13 protein-coding genes are annotated in these 17,591 nt (G+C 38.2%); 7 read left to right on the top strand and 6 right to left on the bottom strand.

Annotated elements, in window-relative coordinates; genetic code table 11:
* Positions 1 to 66: 66 nt before the first annotated feature.
* The gene (locus PQ459_15045) at positions 67 to 882 is read left to right on the top strand and encodes a hypothetical protein (protein ID WDF46213.1); all 816 of its coding nucleotides are present in this window, start codon (positions 67 to 69) and stop codon (positions 880 to 882) included.
* 24 nt (positions 883 to 906) lie between these two features.
* On the opposite strand, the gene map is transcribed toward PQ459_15045, so the two are convergent.
* Positions 907 to 1,671, bottom strand: coding sequence for a type I methionyl aminopeptidase (gene map, locus PQ459_15040; protein WDF46212.1), 765 nt, complete (start codon positions 1,669 to 1,671; stop codon positions 907 to 909).
* A gap of 128 nt (positions 1,672 to 1,799) precedes the next feature.
* Here map and PQ459_15035 point away from each other — a divergent pair, with 128 nt between their 5' ends.
* From PQ459_15035 to PQ459_15025, 3 genes are all read left to right on the top strand, one after another.
* A complete protein-coding gene (locus PQ459_15035) occupies positions 1,800 to 1,988 on the top strand; it encodes a hypothetical protein (protein WDF46211.1) in 189 nt (62 codons plus the stop codon).
* 170 nt (positions 1,989 to 2,158) lie between these two features.
* On the top strand, positions 2,159 to 2,560 hold the full coding sequence (locus PQ459_15030; GenBank protein ID WDF46210.1) for a hypothetical protein: 402 nt from the start codon (positions 2,159 to 2,161) through the stop codon (positions 2,558 to 2,560).
* Between the two features lie 364 nt (positions 2,561 to 2,924).
* Positions 2,925 to 3,623: a CoA transferase subunit A gene (locus PQ459_15025; GenBank protein WDF46209.1), complete on the top strand. Its 699-nt coding sequence runs from the start codon at positions 2,925 to 2,927 to the stop codon at positions 3,621 to 3,623.
* A 56-nt stretch (positions 3,624 to 3,679) separates the two neighbouring features.
* On the opposite strand, the gene PQ459_15020 is transcribed toward PQ459_15025, so the two are convergent.
* Positions 3,680 to 4,318 carry a hypothetical protein gene (locus PQ459_15020; GenBank protein WDF46208.1) on the bottom strand — a complete coding sequence of 213 codons (639 nt, stop codon included), beginning with the start codon at positions 4,316 to 4,318 and terminating at the stop codon, positions 3,680 to 3,682.
* An 81-nt stretch (positions 4,319 to 4,399) separates the two neighbouring features.
* Positions 4,400 to 6,187 carry an ABC transporter ATP-binding protein gene (locus tag PQ459_15015; GenBank protein ID WDF46207.1) on the bottom strand — a complete coding sequence of 596 codons (1,788 nt, stop codon included), beginning with the start codon at positions 6,185 to 6,187 and terminating at the stop codon, positions 4,400 to 4,402.
* 87 nt (positions 6,188 to 6,274) lie between these two features.
* Here PQ459_15015 and PQ459_15010 point away from each other — a divergent pair, with 87 nt between their 5' ends.
* Together PQ459_15010 and PQ459_15005 are read left to right on the top strand one after the other, a co-directional pair.
* Positions 6,275 to 6,928, top strand: coding sequence for a CoA transferase subunit B (locus PQ459_15010; protein WDF46206.1), 654 nt, complete (start codon positions 6,275 to 6,277; stop codon positions 6,926 to 6,928).
* A gap of 16 nt (positions 6,929 to 6,944) precedes the next feature.
* The gene (locus PQ459_15005) at positions 6,945 to 7,319 is read left to right on the top strand and encodes a hypothetical protein (GenBank protein WDF46205.1); all 375 of its coding nucleotides are present in this window, start codon (positions 6,945 to 6,947) and stop codon (positions 7,317 to 7,319) included.
* Between the two features lie 77 nt (positions 7,320 to 7,396).
* Here PQ459_15005 and PQ459_15000 read toward each other — a convergent pair whose 3' ends face one another.
* The 3 genes from PQ459_15000 to PQ459_14990 form a co-directional block, all read right to left on the bottom strand.
* Positions 7,397 to 8,215, bottom strand: a complete 819-nt coding sequence (locus PQ459_15000) for a DUF4197 domain-containing protein (protein WDF46204.1) — start codon at positions 8,213 to 8,215, stop codon at positions 7,397 to 7,399.
* 189 nt (positions 8,216 to 8,404) lie between these two features.
* A complete protein-coding gene (locus PQ459_14995; GenBank protein ID WDF46203.1) occupies positions 8,405 to 9,916 on the bottom strand; it encodes a carbon-nitrogen hydrolase family protein in 1,512 nt (503 codons plus the stop codon).
* On the bottom strand, positions 9,916 to 10,611 hold the full coding sequence (locus tag PQ459_14990; protein WDF46202.1) for an NAD-dependent deacylase: 696 nt from the start codon (positions 10,609 to 10,611) through the stop codon (positions 9,916 to 9,918). The genes PQ459_14995 and PQ459_14990 overlap by 1 nt, the downstream gene beginning before the upstream one ends.
* A 549-nt stretch (positions 10,612 to 11,160) precedes the next feature.
* Between PQ459_14990 and PQ459_14985 the strand changes: the two genes are divergently transcribed.
* Entirely contained in the window at positions 11,161 to 17,589 is a 6,429-nt protein-coding gene (locus tag PQ459_14985) for a BspA family leucine-rich repeat surface protein (GenBank protein WDF46201.1), read from the top strand.
* Positions 17,590 to 17,591: the final 2 nt, after the last annotated feature.

Raw genomic sequence — 17,591 nt, 5'->3', positions numbered from 1 at the left:
TTATTATAGAAAAAGAATTTGTGAAAGCAGATTCTTTTTTATTTTTATAAACCTTAAAAGTAACAAATGAAAAATTGCCTTCATCTTTTCATCATTTTCTCCATCTTTTTATCCTGTAAAAAGGAAAAACCAGTTGCTGTTGTTGCGACTAAAAAGAGCGACACCATCAAGCAAAAAATAAATTATGAGTTTGATAAGAGTTCAATTTTTGGCGTTTATCAGTTGACAGATAAGGATTTCGCGATTTGTATTCCGGTGCAATTTGATAATGATAATCTTCCACTTTCTAAGGAATATCAAACGTTTTTGGTTAAGGATTCTCTTCCGTGGATTTACGGAAAAGATATGAAGGATTACAAATATTACGACACGCTTTTTGTGAACAGATTAATCTACAATAAGAGATTCGAAGATGTTTTCAAAAAGAAAATGAAAGAAAAGTTCTTTGTTTACGGAACCAAATCTTCCCAAGAATGTAACGTGAAAAGAGTCGTTTTTCAATCCAACGAATGTTCGAATGACTATGTCGCCTACATTTTGAACGTCGATAAAAATACCGTGGGAAATCCTCTGATAGCGTCAGAAAAGGAGATTCCACTGGACTATGGAAAAGACTATTCTGAACTCAATAAATCAATCAAAAAGAGTGCATCCAAGGAAAGTACGGAGATGATGTATGGTCTTGGAAACTACAATCCGAAAGTTTTTTCCCATTACAAGAACTTGCACTTCACGTATTATGATGACTTCAAATGGTTTGATAAAACTTCGACTTCGAATGTTCAATTTCCGGAAAGAGCCATTTTTGATGTCAATCCTACTGGGAAAATAAAGTTACTCTGGAGTTCGGAAATGGACCTTTTGGGTTTGCCTTGTCTTTAAATTTTTAATTTTCGAAGAAGAATATTAATTATAAATTCCGTTTGCCTCGGTCAAAATCATTGGTTTTCCGTCTGTCACAACAATCGTGTGTTCGTGTTGTGCCATAAAACCACCTTTGTTTCCAACCATTGTCCAGCCATCTTTTTGAGTGTCCGCAATCGTGGAAGTTGTGGAAATGAAAGTCTCAATCGCCACCACAGAATTCTTCTTGAATCTTTGCGTATTGAATCGGTCTCGGTAATTTGCAATCTCGTGTGGTTCCTCGTGCAGACTTCTGCCAACGCCGTGTCCAGTCAGATTTTTGATGACTTTGTAACCACGTTTTTTGGCTTCGGTTTCCATCAGATGACCAATGTCTGAGATTTTCACGCCACCTTTGATATTGGAAATTGCTTTTTGCAGGATTTCTTTGGAAGCATCAATCAGTTTTTGATGTTGGTTGATATCTTCTCCAATCACAAACGAACCGCCATTGTCTGACCAATAGCCATCTAACTCCGCAGAAACATCAATGTTAATCAAATCACCTTCTTTCAGAATCGTTTTCTCAGATGGAATCCCGTGGCAAAATTCATTATTCACGCTGATGCAAGTGTAACCTGGAAAACCATAAGTCAGATAAGGAGCAGATTTTGCGCCCATCTCTTCAAGGATTTTTCCTCCGAAATCATCCAATTCTTTGGTCGAAATTCCAGCTTTGGCGAAGTTTCTCATTTCCTTCAAAGCGTATGCTACAGCCTCGCTGGCTTTCTGCATTCCTATTAATTCTGACTCGTTGGTGATAGACATAATGTTAATTTTAATTCAGTAAATCAAATTTATTGATTATCATTAGAAAAAGCAAATATCGACGACTTGCTCCGTCCAATAATTTTCAAATGGTATCAATTTTGTCATTATTCATAAAAATAAAAGTTATGAAATCTTTAAAAATTTATTTAGCAACTGGTATTTTCCTTCTTAGTTTTTCTTGCGTCGCACCTCCAAGACCACCGAAACCACCAAAGCATCCGAGACACGGGGCGCGACCAATGCCACCAGGACACGCTAAAAAAGTTTACGGAAGCAAGTCTGCAAGGCCTTTCGCACCAGGACATCATAAATAAAAATTTAAAATAAATTTAGAAATTCCAGAAGATTCAGTTCTCTTGGAATTTTTTTTTGAAATCCCAATGTTAAATTTTTAACTTCAATGTTAATTTAATATGAACGGAATATTAAAATGTTGTAACTTTGTCATTAGATAAGATAAATATTAACTCAAAATCAATTGATTATGGAAATGAAAATGATTAGCAAAATGGTTGCATTATCAATATTTGTATTGGCAGGTTTGTTCAGTGTGGCTCAGGCTCAGGAATCTGAGAAAAATATACAGGAAGTGGTGCTTCGCTCTGGCGATGCTTTCGGGGAACTTAGAAATCTAGTGAGAGATAATTTCGACTTCACAAAATCGGAATATAAGGAAGGCGTCATCAATTCAGACGTCAGATTCAGTCTCGCTGAGAACGGAAAAATCACAAATATCCACGCCAAAGGCGACTGCAAAAATGTAAGCAAAGAACTGGAAAACGTTTTGGCCAATCTTCTTTACAAAGTGGACGTCAACAAACTGAAGCAAAATATGATGGCTACGACTTACGTGATGCCTGTGAGCGTCACGATAGATAATAGATAAATGTTTAAATTGTTATTAAAGAAAGTCATATGCGATTTCGGATATGGCTTTTTTTTGTGATTTATTTGGGCGCCTTTATCCGTCTTCCACTCCCGCTTTTTTGTGCCAAGGCTTTTCCCTGCGCTAACAAAAAGAGCTCCGTTCAAGCCGGGGCGCGCTTCGCAAAAGAGGAAGTTTTGTGATTGAATTTTCACGTAAGCATCCAATCAATTTTCGGAAAAGTAAAGTTAGATTACATTTTCAGGCTAAGCGGAATCGAAGTCTTTCTCAATAGAAATAATCTTTTCTCTAATTTATTTCCTCTACTCAAGCAGATTTTTTTATATTTATGAACTAAGAAACTGAAAGACAAAAACTCAATTTTATGATTGATAAAAGAGTGAAAAACGCCCAAGAAGCGGTAAAAGATATAGAAAGCGGAATGACCATAATGCTCGGCGGATTCGGACTTTGCGGGATTCCTGAGAATTGCATCACAGAATTGGTCAACAAAAACGTCACAGATTTGACCTGCATTTCCAACAACGCCGGCGTTGACGACTTCGGATTGGGATTATTATTACAGAAAAAACAAATCAAAAAAATGATTTCGTCCTACGTTGGTGAGAACGCAGAATTCGAGCGCCAAATGCTCTCCGGAGAATTGGAAGTAGAACTCACGCCACAAGGAACACTTGCCGAAAAATGCAGGTCAGCACAAGCTGGGATTCCCGCATTCTACACACCAGCAGGTTTCGGGACAGAAGTGGCGGAAGGCAAAGAAGTCAAAGATTTTGATGGGAAACCACACATTTTGGAACACGCCTACAAAGCAGAATTCTCCATCGTAAAAGCTTGGAAAGGTGACCACGCAGGAAACTTGATTTTCAAAGGTTCAGCCCGTAATTTTAATTTCCCAATGGCAGGCGCCGGAAAAATCACGATTGCAGAAGTGGAAGAGCTGGTAGAACCAGGACAACTGGACCCGAACGAAATCCACATTCCCGGAATTATGGTTCAAAGGATTTTCCAAGGCGAGAATTATGAGAAAAGGATTGAGCAGAGGACTGTAAGGAAGAGGTAAAAAGAACTCAGGATTTGTTGTTGCCTTAATTTTTAATCAATCTTTTAAGAGAATTATTATTGACTAAAAAAATATCTAATTATCCAGATGATATTATTGCCTTTAAGCTTCTCATCTATATTTGTAACTTCATAAATAATTCCCTTTGCTCTTTTTATCTTAAAATCAGAATCTTTTTGAAAACGTTCGATAAGATTTTTAACTGTTGAACAATCTTCTAAATGATTATTTACTTCTTTAAGTGGAATGTTTTGATATGTTATATGATTTTTAATATTCTGATTAAACTCTGAAATTTTATTTGATGGCATATTTGATTTTAAAAAATCGATGCTATAAATGGTATCTAAGAAGTCAGTATACAGTTCTTTATTTAGGAAAATTTTGTATAAAAACTCAGTAGGAATGCTCTTATAAATATCACTATTAAACATAGGCATTGCATCAAATTTAATTTCTGCTTTTTTACCATAATTATGCATTTCGACGAAGTCGAGTATATAAGATTTAGACTCTTCAAAATTCGAAATGTATTTTTCTGCTTTTCTTATGACAATAAACTTTGAATATACTAGAATTAATTTTCTATAACTATTTATTTTTATCGCATTATTTAATCTACCAAAAGACCCAGAGATAAAAATACCAATTACAGAACCAATCAAAGCACTTAATAAATTTTCAAAATTAATCATTAATTTTTTTTAAAGTTGGGAGTAAGAAACTAAGAAAACAAATATACATTACTTGCAAATCAAATAAAAAGTTACAACCCATTATATTTTCCTCTCCCCAATCTGCTGCCTCCACATCGCATAATACAAACCTTTTTCGGCAATCAGATTGTCGTGAGAGCCCATTTCTATGACTTGTCCGCGTTCCAAAACGTAGATTCTGTCGGCGTGCATTATGGTGCTCAATCGGTGGGCGATGAGAACGGTGATTTGTTCTTTTTGTTCAGAAATATCTTTGATGGTGGTTGTGATTTCTTCTTCCGTGATACTGTCCAAAGCAGAAGTAGCTTCATCAAAAATCAACAGATGTGGTTTTCTCAACAAGGCTCTGGCAATGGCAATTCGCTGTTTTTCACCACCACTTAATTTCAATCCACCTTCTCCAATCACGGTTTCGATTCCTTTTTCGGCACGTTCTAATAAGCCTGTGCAACTTGATTTTTTCAAAGCCATTTGGATGTCAGCTTCGGTGGCGTCTGGATTTACGAAAAGAAGATTTTCTCGAATTGTTCCTGCAAAAAGTTGCGTGTCTTGGGTTACAAAACCGATTTGATTTCTCAATTCATCAAAATCAAATTCCTTCCCATTGATTTCATTATAAAAAATATTCCCTTCCTGAGCGCGGTAAAGTCCCACCAAAAGTTTTACCAACGTACTTTTCCCGGAACCACTTGGCCCAACAAAAGCAATCGTTTCGCCATTTTTGACATCAAACGATATATTGTTCAAAGCCTTGTATTGCGCTGACTGATGCTTGAAAGAAACGTGCTTGAATTCCAGTTCCTCAATCGCGCCAATTTGTTTTGGCGTCAAAGGTTTTTCTTCGACTGGTTTTTTCATCAGGTTATCGAAGTTTTTCAAGGAAGCTTCGGCTTCACGATAGGAAATGATGATGTTTCCAATCTCCTGCATTGGCCCGAAAATAAAGAATCCGTAGAACATCAATGACAGATATTGTCCTGGCGTCACGATGTTTCTGAAAATCAAATATAAAAGCGTCAGCGTAATCAATTGTTGAAGAAAATTCACCATCGTTCCTTGAATGAAACTTAATGAGCGGATGCTTTTGACTTTCTTCAATTCAAGTCCGAGGATTTTGTACGTGTTGTTATTCAGACGTTTAACTTCTTGTTTGGTTAGGCCTAGACTTTTCACGATTTCGATATTTCTCAAACTTTCCGTCGTGCTTCCCGCCAAGCTCGTGGTTTCAGTGACAATTGTTTTTTGAATATTTTTAATTCTTTTGCTTAATAGATTCGTGATAAAAGCAATGAGAAATATTCCAACGACATAAACCGGCATTATCGACCAATGCAAACGAATCGCATAAACGGAAACGAAAATAATACTGACTAAAATCCCAAAGAATATATTGATGAAATTGGTAATAAATTTCACCGAATCTTCTCTAACCTTAGTTAAAATCGATAAAGTTTCGCCACTTCTTTGGTCTTCAAATTCCTGATAGGGCAATGCCATCGAGTGTTGCAGACCGTCCGTGAAAATATTCGCCCCAAATTTCTGCGTAATCACACTCACGACATAATCTTGAAAAGCCTTGGCAATTCTACTTATCATCGCGGTTCCAATCAATAATCCAAGGAAATAAAACGCGCCGTGGAAAACATCATTCCCGTAAAGAAATTGATTCAGGTTTCTGGGCATTAATTTTTCTTTATCGAAAAAGTTGGGATGTGTGACCAATTGGTCGAGAATATTTCCTGTGATAGCGGGCGCAAACAAAGAAAAAACCTGATTGATTGTTGCCAAAACTAACGAAGTAATCAACAACCATTTGTGAGGTTTGAGATAGTGTAATAATGTCTTCATAATAATTGGTGCAAAATTACTGATATAAATCTGAAGCATTTCTCTGTAAACCTAATTTTATATATATTGCAGTAATAAGTTTTTACTATGTTGACCAAAGAACAAATCGCACAGCGCATCTCCAAAGAAGTGAAAGACGGCTACTACGTAAACCTCGGAATCGGGATTCCGACATTGGTGGCAAACTACGTCCCAGACAATCTTTCCGTAGAATTCCAAAGTGAAAATGGCGTACTCGGAATGGGACCTTTTCCATTTGAAGGCGAAGAAGATGCAGACCTTATCAATGCTGGAAAGCAAACCATCACGATTCTACCAGGCGGTTCTTTTTTTGATTCGGCTTTCAGTTTTGGGATGATTAGAAGTCAAAAAGTTGACCTTACGATTCTCGGCGCAATGGAAGTTTCCGAAAACGGCGATATTGCCAATTGGAAAATCCCGGGGAAAATGGTGAAAGGAATGGGCGGCGCAATGGATTTGGTCGCCTCTGCAGAAAATATCATCGTCGCAATGATGCACGTGAACAAAGCTGGAGAATCTAAAATTTTGAAGAATTGCACGTTGCCTTTGACAGGCGTGAATTGTGTCAAAAAAGTAGTGACAGAATTAGCCGTTTTGGAAGTGACCGAGAAAGGTTTCAAACTTCTGGAAAGAGCTCCGGGAATTTCGGTTGAAGATATCATCAAAGCAACAGAAGCTGAATTGATTATTGATGGTGAGATTCCGGAGATGGTGTTTTAAAATTTAAATTTATTTAATGAAATATATCTTTTTGCTTATTTCAATTTTCACAGTTATTTCTTGTGATCCTGGATACTCTTATATAATTAATAATAATTCTGAGAAGGATATTTATGTTTTCACAGAACCCAATTATAAAAAGTACTTCTACGAATCTAAACTTGATTCAATATTTTATGATTCGATAGTTATCAAAGCAAAAAAAAATTTCACTATTTATTCAGCAATAGGATGGGGAGGTTCAGAGGAAAGCTTTCCTTATAAAAAAATTAAGATTAAAAAAGATATAGATTCGATTATTCTAAATAATAAACCAGAGATAAATTCAAAATTCAACCTTAATAGAAAGAAAAAACTATTTTCTACTTTGTACACGATTGAAGTTAAGTGAAAAATATAATTAGATAATAAGAAAATCCAAAACTGTAATTGTGGATTTTCTTATTATCTAATTTTTAACTTCTAAATCTATTTCTTAACTGCTCCAAAAACCTTTTGTAGAATAGAAGTGGTTCTCATAGCAGAATTATTTCTAATTCCAGATTCTTTCTCAGCTACCATTTTGAAAACACCGTTGATGGTTTCATTCGTAACATATTCGTTAAGGTCAGTCGTTACCGCTTGTCCCGTGAAGGTGTTGTATTTTGAAATCATATTTTTCCAAACTGTGTCTGCGCCAACTTTACTCAATGATGCTTGTACTTTTGGCTGAAAAGCGGTAAATAGTTGTGTCTGCGTTTTGGTTTGAAGATAATTGGTCGCTGCATTGTTGCTTCCCAAAAGAATATTCTTTGCATCCGTAATCGTCATTGATGTAATCGCATTTGCAAAAATCGGAGTTGCTTCTGTCACGGCGTCTTCTGCCGCTCTGTTGAGCAATTTAACGCCCTGGTCTGCCAGACTTCCTAAACCAATGCTTCTAAGTGTTGTATCAATCTTTCTCAGTTTTTCGGGCATTAAGATTTTAACGGCTTCATTTTTTAGGAAACCATCCGTTACACCTAATTTTTGTACGCCTTCTTTCACACCAAGATTCAAAGCTTCTTTTAAACCGGATGAAATTTGGGTAGAAGTCAGATTGCCAAGATTGATATTGGAATTTGAGTTCGTAGTCGTGGTGGTTGAACCTGTCGTAGTCGCGGGGTTTTGTGTTTTCGTATTGTTCAAATCAACGCCTGTTTTGGTTTTGACAGCTGATTTCAGAATATCAAAAATCTGTGTTTGCGTTTGAGCCTGTATGGAGATTGAAAATAATAAACCAGCAGCTAAGAAAATCGTTTTTTTCATTATTTATAATTTTATACAAATTTAGATGATTAATTTGAAGCGTTGTTAAATGTACTCACAAAGTAATTTCTGAAAAATGTTATTTTTATACACAATCCCGCAGCCCAACTTGAGTGGAGCTCTTTTTTGAATTGGGAAAAGCCTTGGCAAAAAAAGCGGGAACGGAAGGCGGAAATAGCTGCCCAAATTTTAATTCTGATTTCGCAATATCACATCGTACAAATCCTGTCTTCTGTCTGTCAATGTTTTCACGGCACCGTTGTAATGTAGCTCCTTCAATAAATTCAAATCCACATCTACAATGATGGTCATCTCGGTATTTGGCGTTGCTTCGCCCTTAATGGCATTGGACGGAAACGCAAAATCCGACGGCGTGAAAACCGTGGCCTGACCATATTGGATATCCATATTATTCACGCCAGGCAAATTCCCCACGCAACCTGCAATCGCGACATAACACTCATTTTCTATGGCTCTTGCTGCCGCGCAATGGCGAACGCGCGTGTAAGCATTCTGAGTATCTGTGAGATATGGAACAAATAGAATTTTCATTCCTTGGTCTGCTAATAATCTTGGTAATTCGGGAAACTCGACATCGTAGCAAATGATAACGCCCACTTTTCCACAATCTGTGTCGAAGACCTTGATCTCATTTCCGCCTGCCATTCCATAATATTTCTTTTCGTTTGGCGTAATGTGTACTTTTCTGTATTCATCGATTTTTCCGTCTCTATGAAGGAGATAACTTACGTTGAACAGTTGTCCTTCCTCCAAGATTGGCATACTTCCGGAGATGATATTGACATTATAGCTGATAGCCATTTCTGATATTTTTTCCTTGATCTCTTCCGTGAGTTCAGAGAGTTTTTCCATCGATTCTCTTTCATTCAAGTGATTGAAAGGGGCGAGTAGAGGTGTATTGAAGAGTTCCGGGAACAGACAAAAATCTGATTGGTAGCCGGCGACTGCATCTACGAAAAATTCGACTTGTTTGTAAAATTCCTCAATGTCTTTCAAAGGTCGCATCTGCCACTGGATAAGGCCGAGACGAATGACACTGTCCTGCATCGTATTTTTCTTCGCTGTGTAGTAGATGTTGTTCCATTGCAGAAGTACAGCGTATTCTTCGGACTCGGAATCGCCTTTGAGATAACCTTTCAGGATTTTGACAGGTGAGAAATTATTACCAATTTGAAAACTCAAAACTGGGTCGAAGATCTCCTTGTTTCTAACCTTTGTAATATATTCTCGAGGTGATAATTCTGAACTATATAAATGATAATTTGGGATTCTGCCACCTACGATGATGGATTTTAGATTCATAATTTCGCAGAGTTCTTTTCTGGCGTCGTACAATCTTCTGCCAAGTCTCAAAGCTCTGAAATCGGGATCTACGAAAACTTCAATCCCATATAGTACATTTCCGATATTGCTGTGCGTGTTGAAAGTTCCATTTCCTGTGATCTCGTCGTAGGTATGTTGGTCGCCGTAAAGCTCATAATTGACATTGATGGACAAAGCCGCTGCTGCCAATTTTCCATCGACGAGGATGCAAATTTGTCCTTCTGCAAATATGGATGTCAGCTTTTGGATATTCCTTTTGCTCCAGACATTGTCGTCTATCACAGGATAGGCTTTCTGCATTGCTTCTGCCAGATCATCATAATCATCAACGGTCAATTTTCTAATTTCTACCTGCATTATTTATACTTTTCTATTAATATTTGTTTTAAAGTTTTCATTCCTTCCGTGGCCGAGGCTTTAAAATAATTCTCATTCCGTGTGAACGAATTTGGATTTTCTAGGTTTGGGTCGATGACAAAAACTTCGCAATGACTTGGAACATATCTCACGACAGAAGCGGCGGGATAAACCTGCATCGAAGTTCCGATGACCAAGAACAGATCAGCTTGTGAAGCAATTTCAATTGCATTGTCCATCTCTGGAACCATTTCGCCAAACCAGACAATGTGAGGGCGAAGTTGCGAGCCATCCCTATGAAGATCGCCTAAATGAATATCTTCCTCCCAATCCAAAATCTCATTTTCATTATCGATTGATCTCGCTTTCTTAAGTTCCCCATGAAGATGAATGATTTTGGTGGAACCGCCTCGCTCGTGAAGATCGTCCACATTCTGAGTGATGATGTGAACATCAAATAAATCCTCCAGTTCTGCAAGCAATTTGTGAGCCGCATTGGGCTCTACGTCTTTCAGCTGTTTCCTTCTGGCGTTGTAAAAGTCCAAAACCAACTTTGGATTCTTAGCAAAACCTTCGGGCGAAGCGACATCTTCCACGCGATGATTTTCCCAAAGTCCATTGGAATCACGAAATGTTTTGATACCACTTTCTGCCGAGATGCCTGCGCCGGAGAGAACGACGAGTTTCTTTTTCATAGTTCCGTTGTTTTCTCAAATTTAAACATTTAGAATCAATTGCTGATTTCCAGATGATTGATTTTTGGGTAAATGATTGCAATTTCAAAGAATGGGGTTGTAAAAAGTACCGTGATTTTTTTATGTTTCTTCGGGTCTTGTTTGGTAATTCTTCGGATCGGCTTCGGAAAAAACATCTTTTTTCCGAAGCCGATCCGAAGAAAACCCGAAGTTGATCCGAAGGATTGTAAAATGAAGCGGTCAAATCCCTCCAATTGTATTCACAGGCAGTCAAAGTAAGTCAAGACTAAAATGAATGAGGGGAAAATCTAAAAATTTTTGAAGTAAAGTTGATGTAAATGCATATCTGAAAATTCTTGAATTTACATTGTTTTATATTGTTATTCTAAATCTGTCTGAACCTTGGATTTTTTTGTAAAGGTCTGATAGTTAATGATACTTATTTGTAAAATTATTTGTCCACCCCTTTGTCCACCCCTGTTTTTTGGAGTTTGTGTTCTTATCGGATTTCTTTGTTTTCTGGATTACTATTTATAAACTCCTGTAAAGATGAAAAAACTCTATTTGTTTCTATTGATGACCCTTTTGCTTCCATACTTTTCTTCTGGAAAATCCCAGGTGTTTGACAGGAATGATTCTAAAAAAACTACAGCAGATACGCCTTTCATTACGCTATGGAATCTAAGCAATCCAGGAAGTTCTGTTTCCAGCGGAACTACTTCTCTAACTTTTGGAGTAGCAGTGGCAGGTGTGGTAACCTACAGTTGGAGGGCGACGGATAATTCGGCTAATGGTAGTGGGACAATAGCTTCCGGTAGTTTCACCGCAAATATTACAGGCTTGCCAGCAAATAAAACCATAGAGCTGAGCGTAGAACCGACGAATTTTAGAAGAATCAATATTAGTAATGGAACAGACCGCCAGCGCCTGACAGATGTAAAGCAATGGGGTACGGTGGCTTGGATTAGTATGGCGAATGCATTCTATGGATGTACCAATCTAAACATCACAGCTACCGATGTCCCCAACCTGAATGGGATGACGGATATGTCTCAGATGTTCACATATTGTAGTAGTCTCAATGGTCCAGCGAACATCAACAGCTGGAATATTGGAAATGTGACTACTATGCAAAATATGTTCTATGGTGCATCAGCTTTTAATCGGAATATCGGGAATTGGAATGTTGCTAATGTGACGAATATGTATGCTATGTTCTACGGTGCGTCATCTTTTAATCAGAATATCGGGAATTGGAATGTTTCTAAGGTGACGAGTATGGCTTTTATGCTCAATAGTGCATCATCTTTTAATCAGAATATCGGGAGTTGGAATGTTGGAAATGTGACGACTATGCAGAGTATGTTTCTGTCTGCATCATCTTTTAATCAGAATATCGGGAGTTGGAATGTTGGAAATGTGACGAATATGCAAAGTATGTTTCAGTCTGCATCAGCATTTAATCAGAATATCGGGAATTGGAATGTTGCTAATGTGACGACTATGCAAAATATGTTCTATGGTGCATCATCTTTTAATCAGAATATCGGGAATTGGAATGTTGCTAATGTGACGAATATGCTAAGTATGTTCTATAATGCATCAGCTTTTAATCAAAATATCAGGAACTGGACTTTGAATAGTGGAGTAGAATTAGTTGGTATGCTCAGTTTCTCAGGGTTAGACTGTGCAAACTATTCTGCTACGCTGATGGGCTGGGCGGCTAATCCTGCTACGCCATCGGGCAGAAGTCTGGGGGCAACCGGCAGAACATATGGGACTAACGCGGCGGCGACTAGAAATGAATTGGTAAGTACCAAAGGCTGGACAATAAGTGGGGATGTAGCGGGTGTTGTAGCTTGTACAATACCTATCTCTGCTGATGCTAATAATGTTCTCTATGTCAACACCAACGTAACTGGCGGAGACGGTTCTGGTAACTCTTGGACAAACGCCATCAAAGAGCTAGCAGATGCGCTGAAATGGGCTAATACCAATAAAGCGAACTTCACAACCACACCATTGAAAATATGGGTAGCTAAAGGAATCTATAAACCAATGTATCGTCCAGATACTTTTGCAGGTCCTAATATTACTGATAGAAACAATAGCTTCCTGATGGTAAACAATGTAAAGCTTTACGGAGGGTTTGCAGGTACAGAAGCAGCATTAGCGGATAGAAATTTGAGTATTGCTACTAATGCAAGTATCCTAACTGGGGACTATAATAATAATGACGTTGTGACTGGTACTGGGGCTACATTAGCTATTACTGGTAATGGAGAGAATGCAGCACGTGTACTTATCAGCACAGGTGCTGTAGGTTTGGCAGAACTAAATGGTTTTGTAGTAAAAGGAGGAAATACTAATGGCATATCAATATCATTTAATGGGTATTCGACTGCGGGATATGTAGGAGGTGGAATCTATATAAATAATTCTAATCCTACCATTCAATTTTGTACTTTTAAAGAAAATAGTGCTATCAATGCGGGTGGAGCAATGGCACTATATCCATCATCATCAAAAATCATAAACTCTCTTTTTCTTAATAATTTGGCAACTAATGCAGCTTATGGTGGAGGTGCAATTGTAAGTTCTTCTTCTCAAGGATCATCAAGTCCATCTTTTGTGAACTGTACGATAACAGGTAATCGGGGAGCCAGCGGAGGCGCTATGTATAATGAAAATTCGCCTCAAGTTAAACTCTACAATACAGTTATCTATGGTAACTCTTCCGGGATTAATAATATTACCAATAGTACTATTCAAAACTCTTTAATACAAGAGCTTAGCAGTACAACTAATGGAAACCTTAATGGCTCTACCAATCCATTATTTGTGAATCCATCTTCTGGGGATTACAGATTACAATCTACCAGCCCTGTAATAGATAAAGGAAGTAATACGCTATACAATGCTAATGGCGGTAACCTAACCACAGACAAGGACTTGGCAGGCAACTCCCGTTTGAACGGTACAACTATAGATATGGGGGCATATGAATATACAGTGGTATCTGCGCCTACAGCAGCAGCGGTACAGATCTACACAGGCAATGGAACGATCGCTAACCTAACGGCTACAGGAGATAATTTAAAATGGTATGGGGCACATACGGGTGGAACGGCCTTAGCTACAACAACCGCTTTGACAGATAATACAAAATACTACGTGAGCCAAACAGTAAGTTCTGTAGAAAGCACTAGAACAGAAGTTCTTGCCAAGCGAATTAGTGATGATGCTCAAATGTTTTGTGGTACAAGTATGGTTAGCAATTTGGTGACAACACCATTTCCTGGTAATACAGTCAACTGGTACACAACACAAATGGGCGGGACTGCTTTGGCAAGCAATGCACCGCTGGCAACTGGGGACTACTATGTGGAGATGCAGAGTACTGGTTCATCAATACAAATTGCTAGTGGTTTTAGTTCACCATATGGTGTTGCAGTTGCCAATGATGGTAAGATTTGGGTAGCGAATTGGGGAAATAGCACTATTCAGCAGCTTGACTCAGACGGTAGTTTACTTGCTGCCAAGTCAGGATTTAATCGACCTTTGGGTATTAATATTCAGAAAGGTGGGCAATTACTGGTAGGCAGCTGGGGATCTAGCCAAATATTACGTACGGATGCCAGTGGTAATAATCCTATTGCTGTCGGAAGTGGATTCAATCGCGCTTTCCGTGCTGTAGAGCAAGCTAATGGTCAACTACTAGTGGCAGATACTTGGAACCATATTATCAAAAGAATGGATACTGATGGTGCTAATATGACAGTATTGGCTTCAGGATTTAATAATCCAGCTTCTGTGGCAGAAGATAGTGACGCTAATATCTGGGTTGCAGATTGGTTGAATAATGCCATCAAAAAAATGAATAGTGATGGTAGTGGGATTAGTAGTATAGGAACTGGAATTAGTCAACCTTATGATGTAAAAATTGATCAGCAGGGTAGAATTGTTTTTATTCAAGTTGATGGAAAACTGCGTAGAATGAATCCTGATGGCAGTAATCTAGAAACCCTATATACTTTTGCAAGTGGTGAGAATAATTTAGCCATAGAACCCAATGGAAGTATTTTGGTTACCGAGGCTAATACAGGAAAATTATATCGTCTCAGCTCTGCCTACACCACCAACCGAGTAAAAGTCCGCGTGACGGTCAATAATTTTGGAGCTATCGCCTATGTGGATAAAAATGTAACAGGCGGAAACAAAAGTGGTTCTTCCTGGGCAAACGCCACACCAGAGTTGGCAGATGTGATGCGATGCGCCAGAACACAGTATGATGCGAACAATAATATTTACGATGCAACACCACTAAAAGTCTTTGTAGCCAAAGGAACTTACAAACCATTGTACAACGCTGCAGATGGGCAATATAAAACGGATGGAGGTAAAAACAACGCATTTGTGATGGTGAAAAATGTACAGCTGTATGGTGGTTTTGATCCGGCTAATGGGATAGATGACCTTACGGATACGAGAATCCTTGGAGATAATGGTAGTGTGTTGAGTGGTGACTATAACGATGATGATGTTGTCACGGGTACTGGTGCTACATTAGCTCTCAGTGGTAATGGAGAGGATGCTGGGCATGTGGTCATTAGTGCTGGTGAAGTTGGTGTTGCAGAGCTAAATGGTTTTGTAGTAAAAAGTGGCAATGCGGATATTTCTAATTTAATAGTGAATGGAGAAAGTGTAGGTGGCGCTGGCGGTGGCGGTATTTTTATAAAAACTTCAAATCCTCAAATAGTAGCATGTAATATCAAAGAGAATTATTCAGTCAATGTTGGAGCCGGGATTGCTGTTGTTGGCGTTGCTTCTCCTAAAATATACAATACTATTTTTCAAAATAATTTAAGTTTTTTAAGCTCTGGTGGTGCAATATTTAATGAAAATACAGGTTCTAACCCCTTATTAATAAACTGTACTATTTTTGGTAACAGAGGAACTACTGGTGGAGGAATATACAGTAATATTAATTCTCGACCTAAGATTTATAATACGCTTATCTATGGTAACTCTTCAGGAATTAATAATACTACGGGTAATGACATCAGAAACTCATTAATTCAAGGCATCAGTACTACAACTAATGGCAATATAGATGGTTCTACCAATCCATTATTTGTGAATCCATCTTCTGGGGATTACAGATTACAAGCAACCAGCCCTGTAATAGATAAAGGAAATAATATTTTATATTCTGCCAACGGAGGTAATCTTAACACAAACAAGGATCTCGCAGGCAACAACCGACTTTCTGAGTGTACCATCGATATGGGCGCTTACGAATACCAGAATCCTGATACCTATATTAGCTGGAATGGCACTTCTTGGAGCAATACAACAGGACCTACACAAAGCTTAGGCGCTTGTATTAATAATAATTACAACATTGCAAACAACTTCACCTCAAAGAATCTAAAGGTTCTGAATGGAAGTCTTAATATCCAACCAAACAGTACTGTGACGGTTTATGGCAACATCACGCAATCGGCAGACGACAGCATTGTTTTGGAAAGTGATGCTAATTTGATTCAGACCAATGATAATGCAACAAATGATTCCAAAAAAATCACAGTGAAGCGGGATGTTCATATGAGGCAGTTGGATTACACCTATTGGGGAACGCCAGTCAGCAATCAAAAACTGTTGAACAACGTTGCAATAAATGATGGTTTTTCAGTCGGAACACCCAACAATAGGATTTACAGATACAATGAGCCGGATGATTATTTCGCTGCAACCACAGATCCATATTTTGTGCCGGGGAAAGGCTATGCAATAAGAGGAAAAAACACTTTTGACCAAAATAATCTGACTTCGGCAAACTTCCATTTCAAGGGCGAAATCAACAATGGCGTTTATTCTGCAACGGTTCAAAAATCCAAAAATACAATTCAAAACAACATCGAATACGAGCACGGCTATAACCTGATAGGAAACCCATATCCTTCGAATATTGATTTTGATAAATTCTTCCATCTCAATACCAACAGCACCAAGATCTTTGGGAAAGTATGGTTCTGGACCAATGTGGCACCGAGACTTAACCAATCCGGTTCTGGTTATACTGGTAACAATTATGCAACTCTAACTTTGACCGGGGGAACGCCGCCAACCACGACGCAGCCAAACAGCGGACTTACGCCAACGCAGTTTATCAAAGTAGGACAAGGATTCATCATCCAAGTTAGGGATCCTGCAACCACGACTTCGCCGTTAGTCACGCATCAATTGGATTTTAACAACAGCATACGGACAGGTGAGACAGGAGTATTCTACAACGCGAAAAATACGACGTCATCCAAAGACCGATTCTGGTTACAGATGATATCACCGGAAGATTTTACCAACACCATTTTGGTTGGATACATCAATGGCGCAATTAACCAATACGATGGCGATTATGATGCTGAAATAATGAGTATCGGCGACGACTCGGTTTACACATTATTGGACTCTCAAAAGATGCAAATCGACGGTAGGAAATATCCGCTTTCTACGGAAGATATTGTACCACTTGGAACCAAATATTCGATAAACGGAGTCTATAAAATATCGATTGCCACTAAGGAAGGCATTTTTAATAGCAGTCAGACAATTTATCTGAAAGACAAGTTACTAAATAAGACCGTGAATCTTTCGGAAGATGACTACAGCTTCCAGGCAATCAAAGGAATAGATGAGAATAGATTCGAGATTGTTTACAAACCTCAAAATTATCTGGATACAGAAAACTCAATTGGCAATCACTTGTATGTTTACAGAGATGAGCTGGATTTCGTTGTAAAAAGTAGCAAGAACCTGAGGAAAGTTCAGCTTTTTGATATGAGCGGAAGATTACTGAAAGAAGTTTCGGATTATTCCAAAACCATCAGGATTTCACATAGTGCGCTTGTAAATGGCACTTATGTACTGAAAATATTCAGTGACGATGAGGTTTTGACCAGAAAAATAATCAAGTAAAA

The organism is Chryseobacterium sp. KACC 21268 (assembly GCA_028736075.1).
Taxonomy (GTDB): domain Bacteria; phylum Bacteroidota; class Bacteroidia; order Flavobacteriales; family Weeksellaceae; genus Epilithonimonas.
Note: the sequence above shows the minus strand (reverse complement) of the source record. Positions and strands in the feature narration are given on the sequence as shown.

Bases quoted from the DNA above. Each gene is read 5' to 3' on its own strand.
- PQ459_15045 (WDF46213.1), top strand. From the start codon at position 67: ATGAAAAATTGCCTTCATCTTTTCATCATTTTCTCCATCTTTTTATCC.
- map (WDF46212.1), bottom strand. From the start codon at position 1,671: ATGTCTATCACCAACGAGTCAGAATTAATAGGAATGCAGAAAGCCAGC.
- PQ459_15035 (WDF46211.1), top strand. From the start codon at position 1,800: ATGAAATCTTTAAAAATTTATTTAGCAACTGGTATTTTCCTTCTTAGT.
- PQ459_15030 (WDF46210.1), top strand. From the start codon at position 2,159: ATGGAAATGAAAATGATTAGCAAAATGGTTGCATTATCAATATTTGTA.
- PQ459_15025 (WDF46209.1), top strand. From the start codon at position 2,925: ATGATTGATAAAAGAGTGAAAAACGCCCAAGAAGCGGTAAAAGATATA.
- PQ459_15020 (WDF46208.1), bottom strand. From the start codon at position 4,318: ATGATTAATTTTGAAAATTTATTAAGTGCTTTGATTGGTTCTGTAATT.
- PQ459_15015 (WDF46207.1), bottom strand. From the start codon at position 6,187: ATGAAGACATTATTACACTATCTCAAACCTCACAAATGGTTGTTGATT.
- PQ459_15010 (WDF46206.1), top strand. From the start codon at position 6,275: ATGTTGACCAAAGAACAAATCGCACAGCGCATCTCCAAAGAAGTGAAA.
- PQ459_15005 (WDF46205.1), top strand. From the start codon at position 6,945: ATGAAATATATCTTTTTGCTTATTTCAATTTTCACAGTTATTTCTTGT.
- PQ459_15000 (WDF46204.1), bottom strand. From the start codon at position 8,215: ATGAAAAAAACGATTTTCTTAGCTGCTGGTTTATTATTTTCAATCTCC.
- PQ459_14995 (WDF46203.1), bottom strand. From the start codon at position 9,916: ATGCAGGTAGAAATTAGAAAATTGACCGTTGATGATTATGATGATCTG.
- PQ459_14990 (WDF46202.1), bottom strand. From the start codon at position 10,611: ATGAAAAAGAAACTCGTCGTTCTCTCCGGCGCAGGCATCTCGGCAGAA.
- PQ459_14985 (WDF46201.1), top strand. From the start codon at position 11,161: ATGAAAAAACTCTATTTGTTTCTATTGATGACCCTTTTGCTTCCATAC.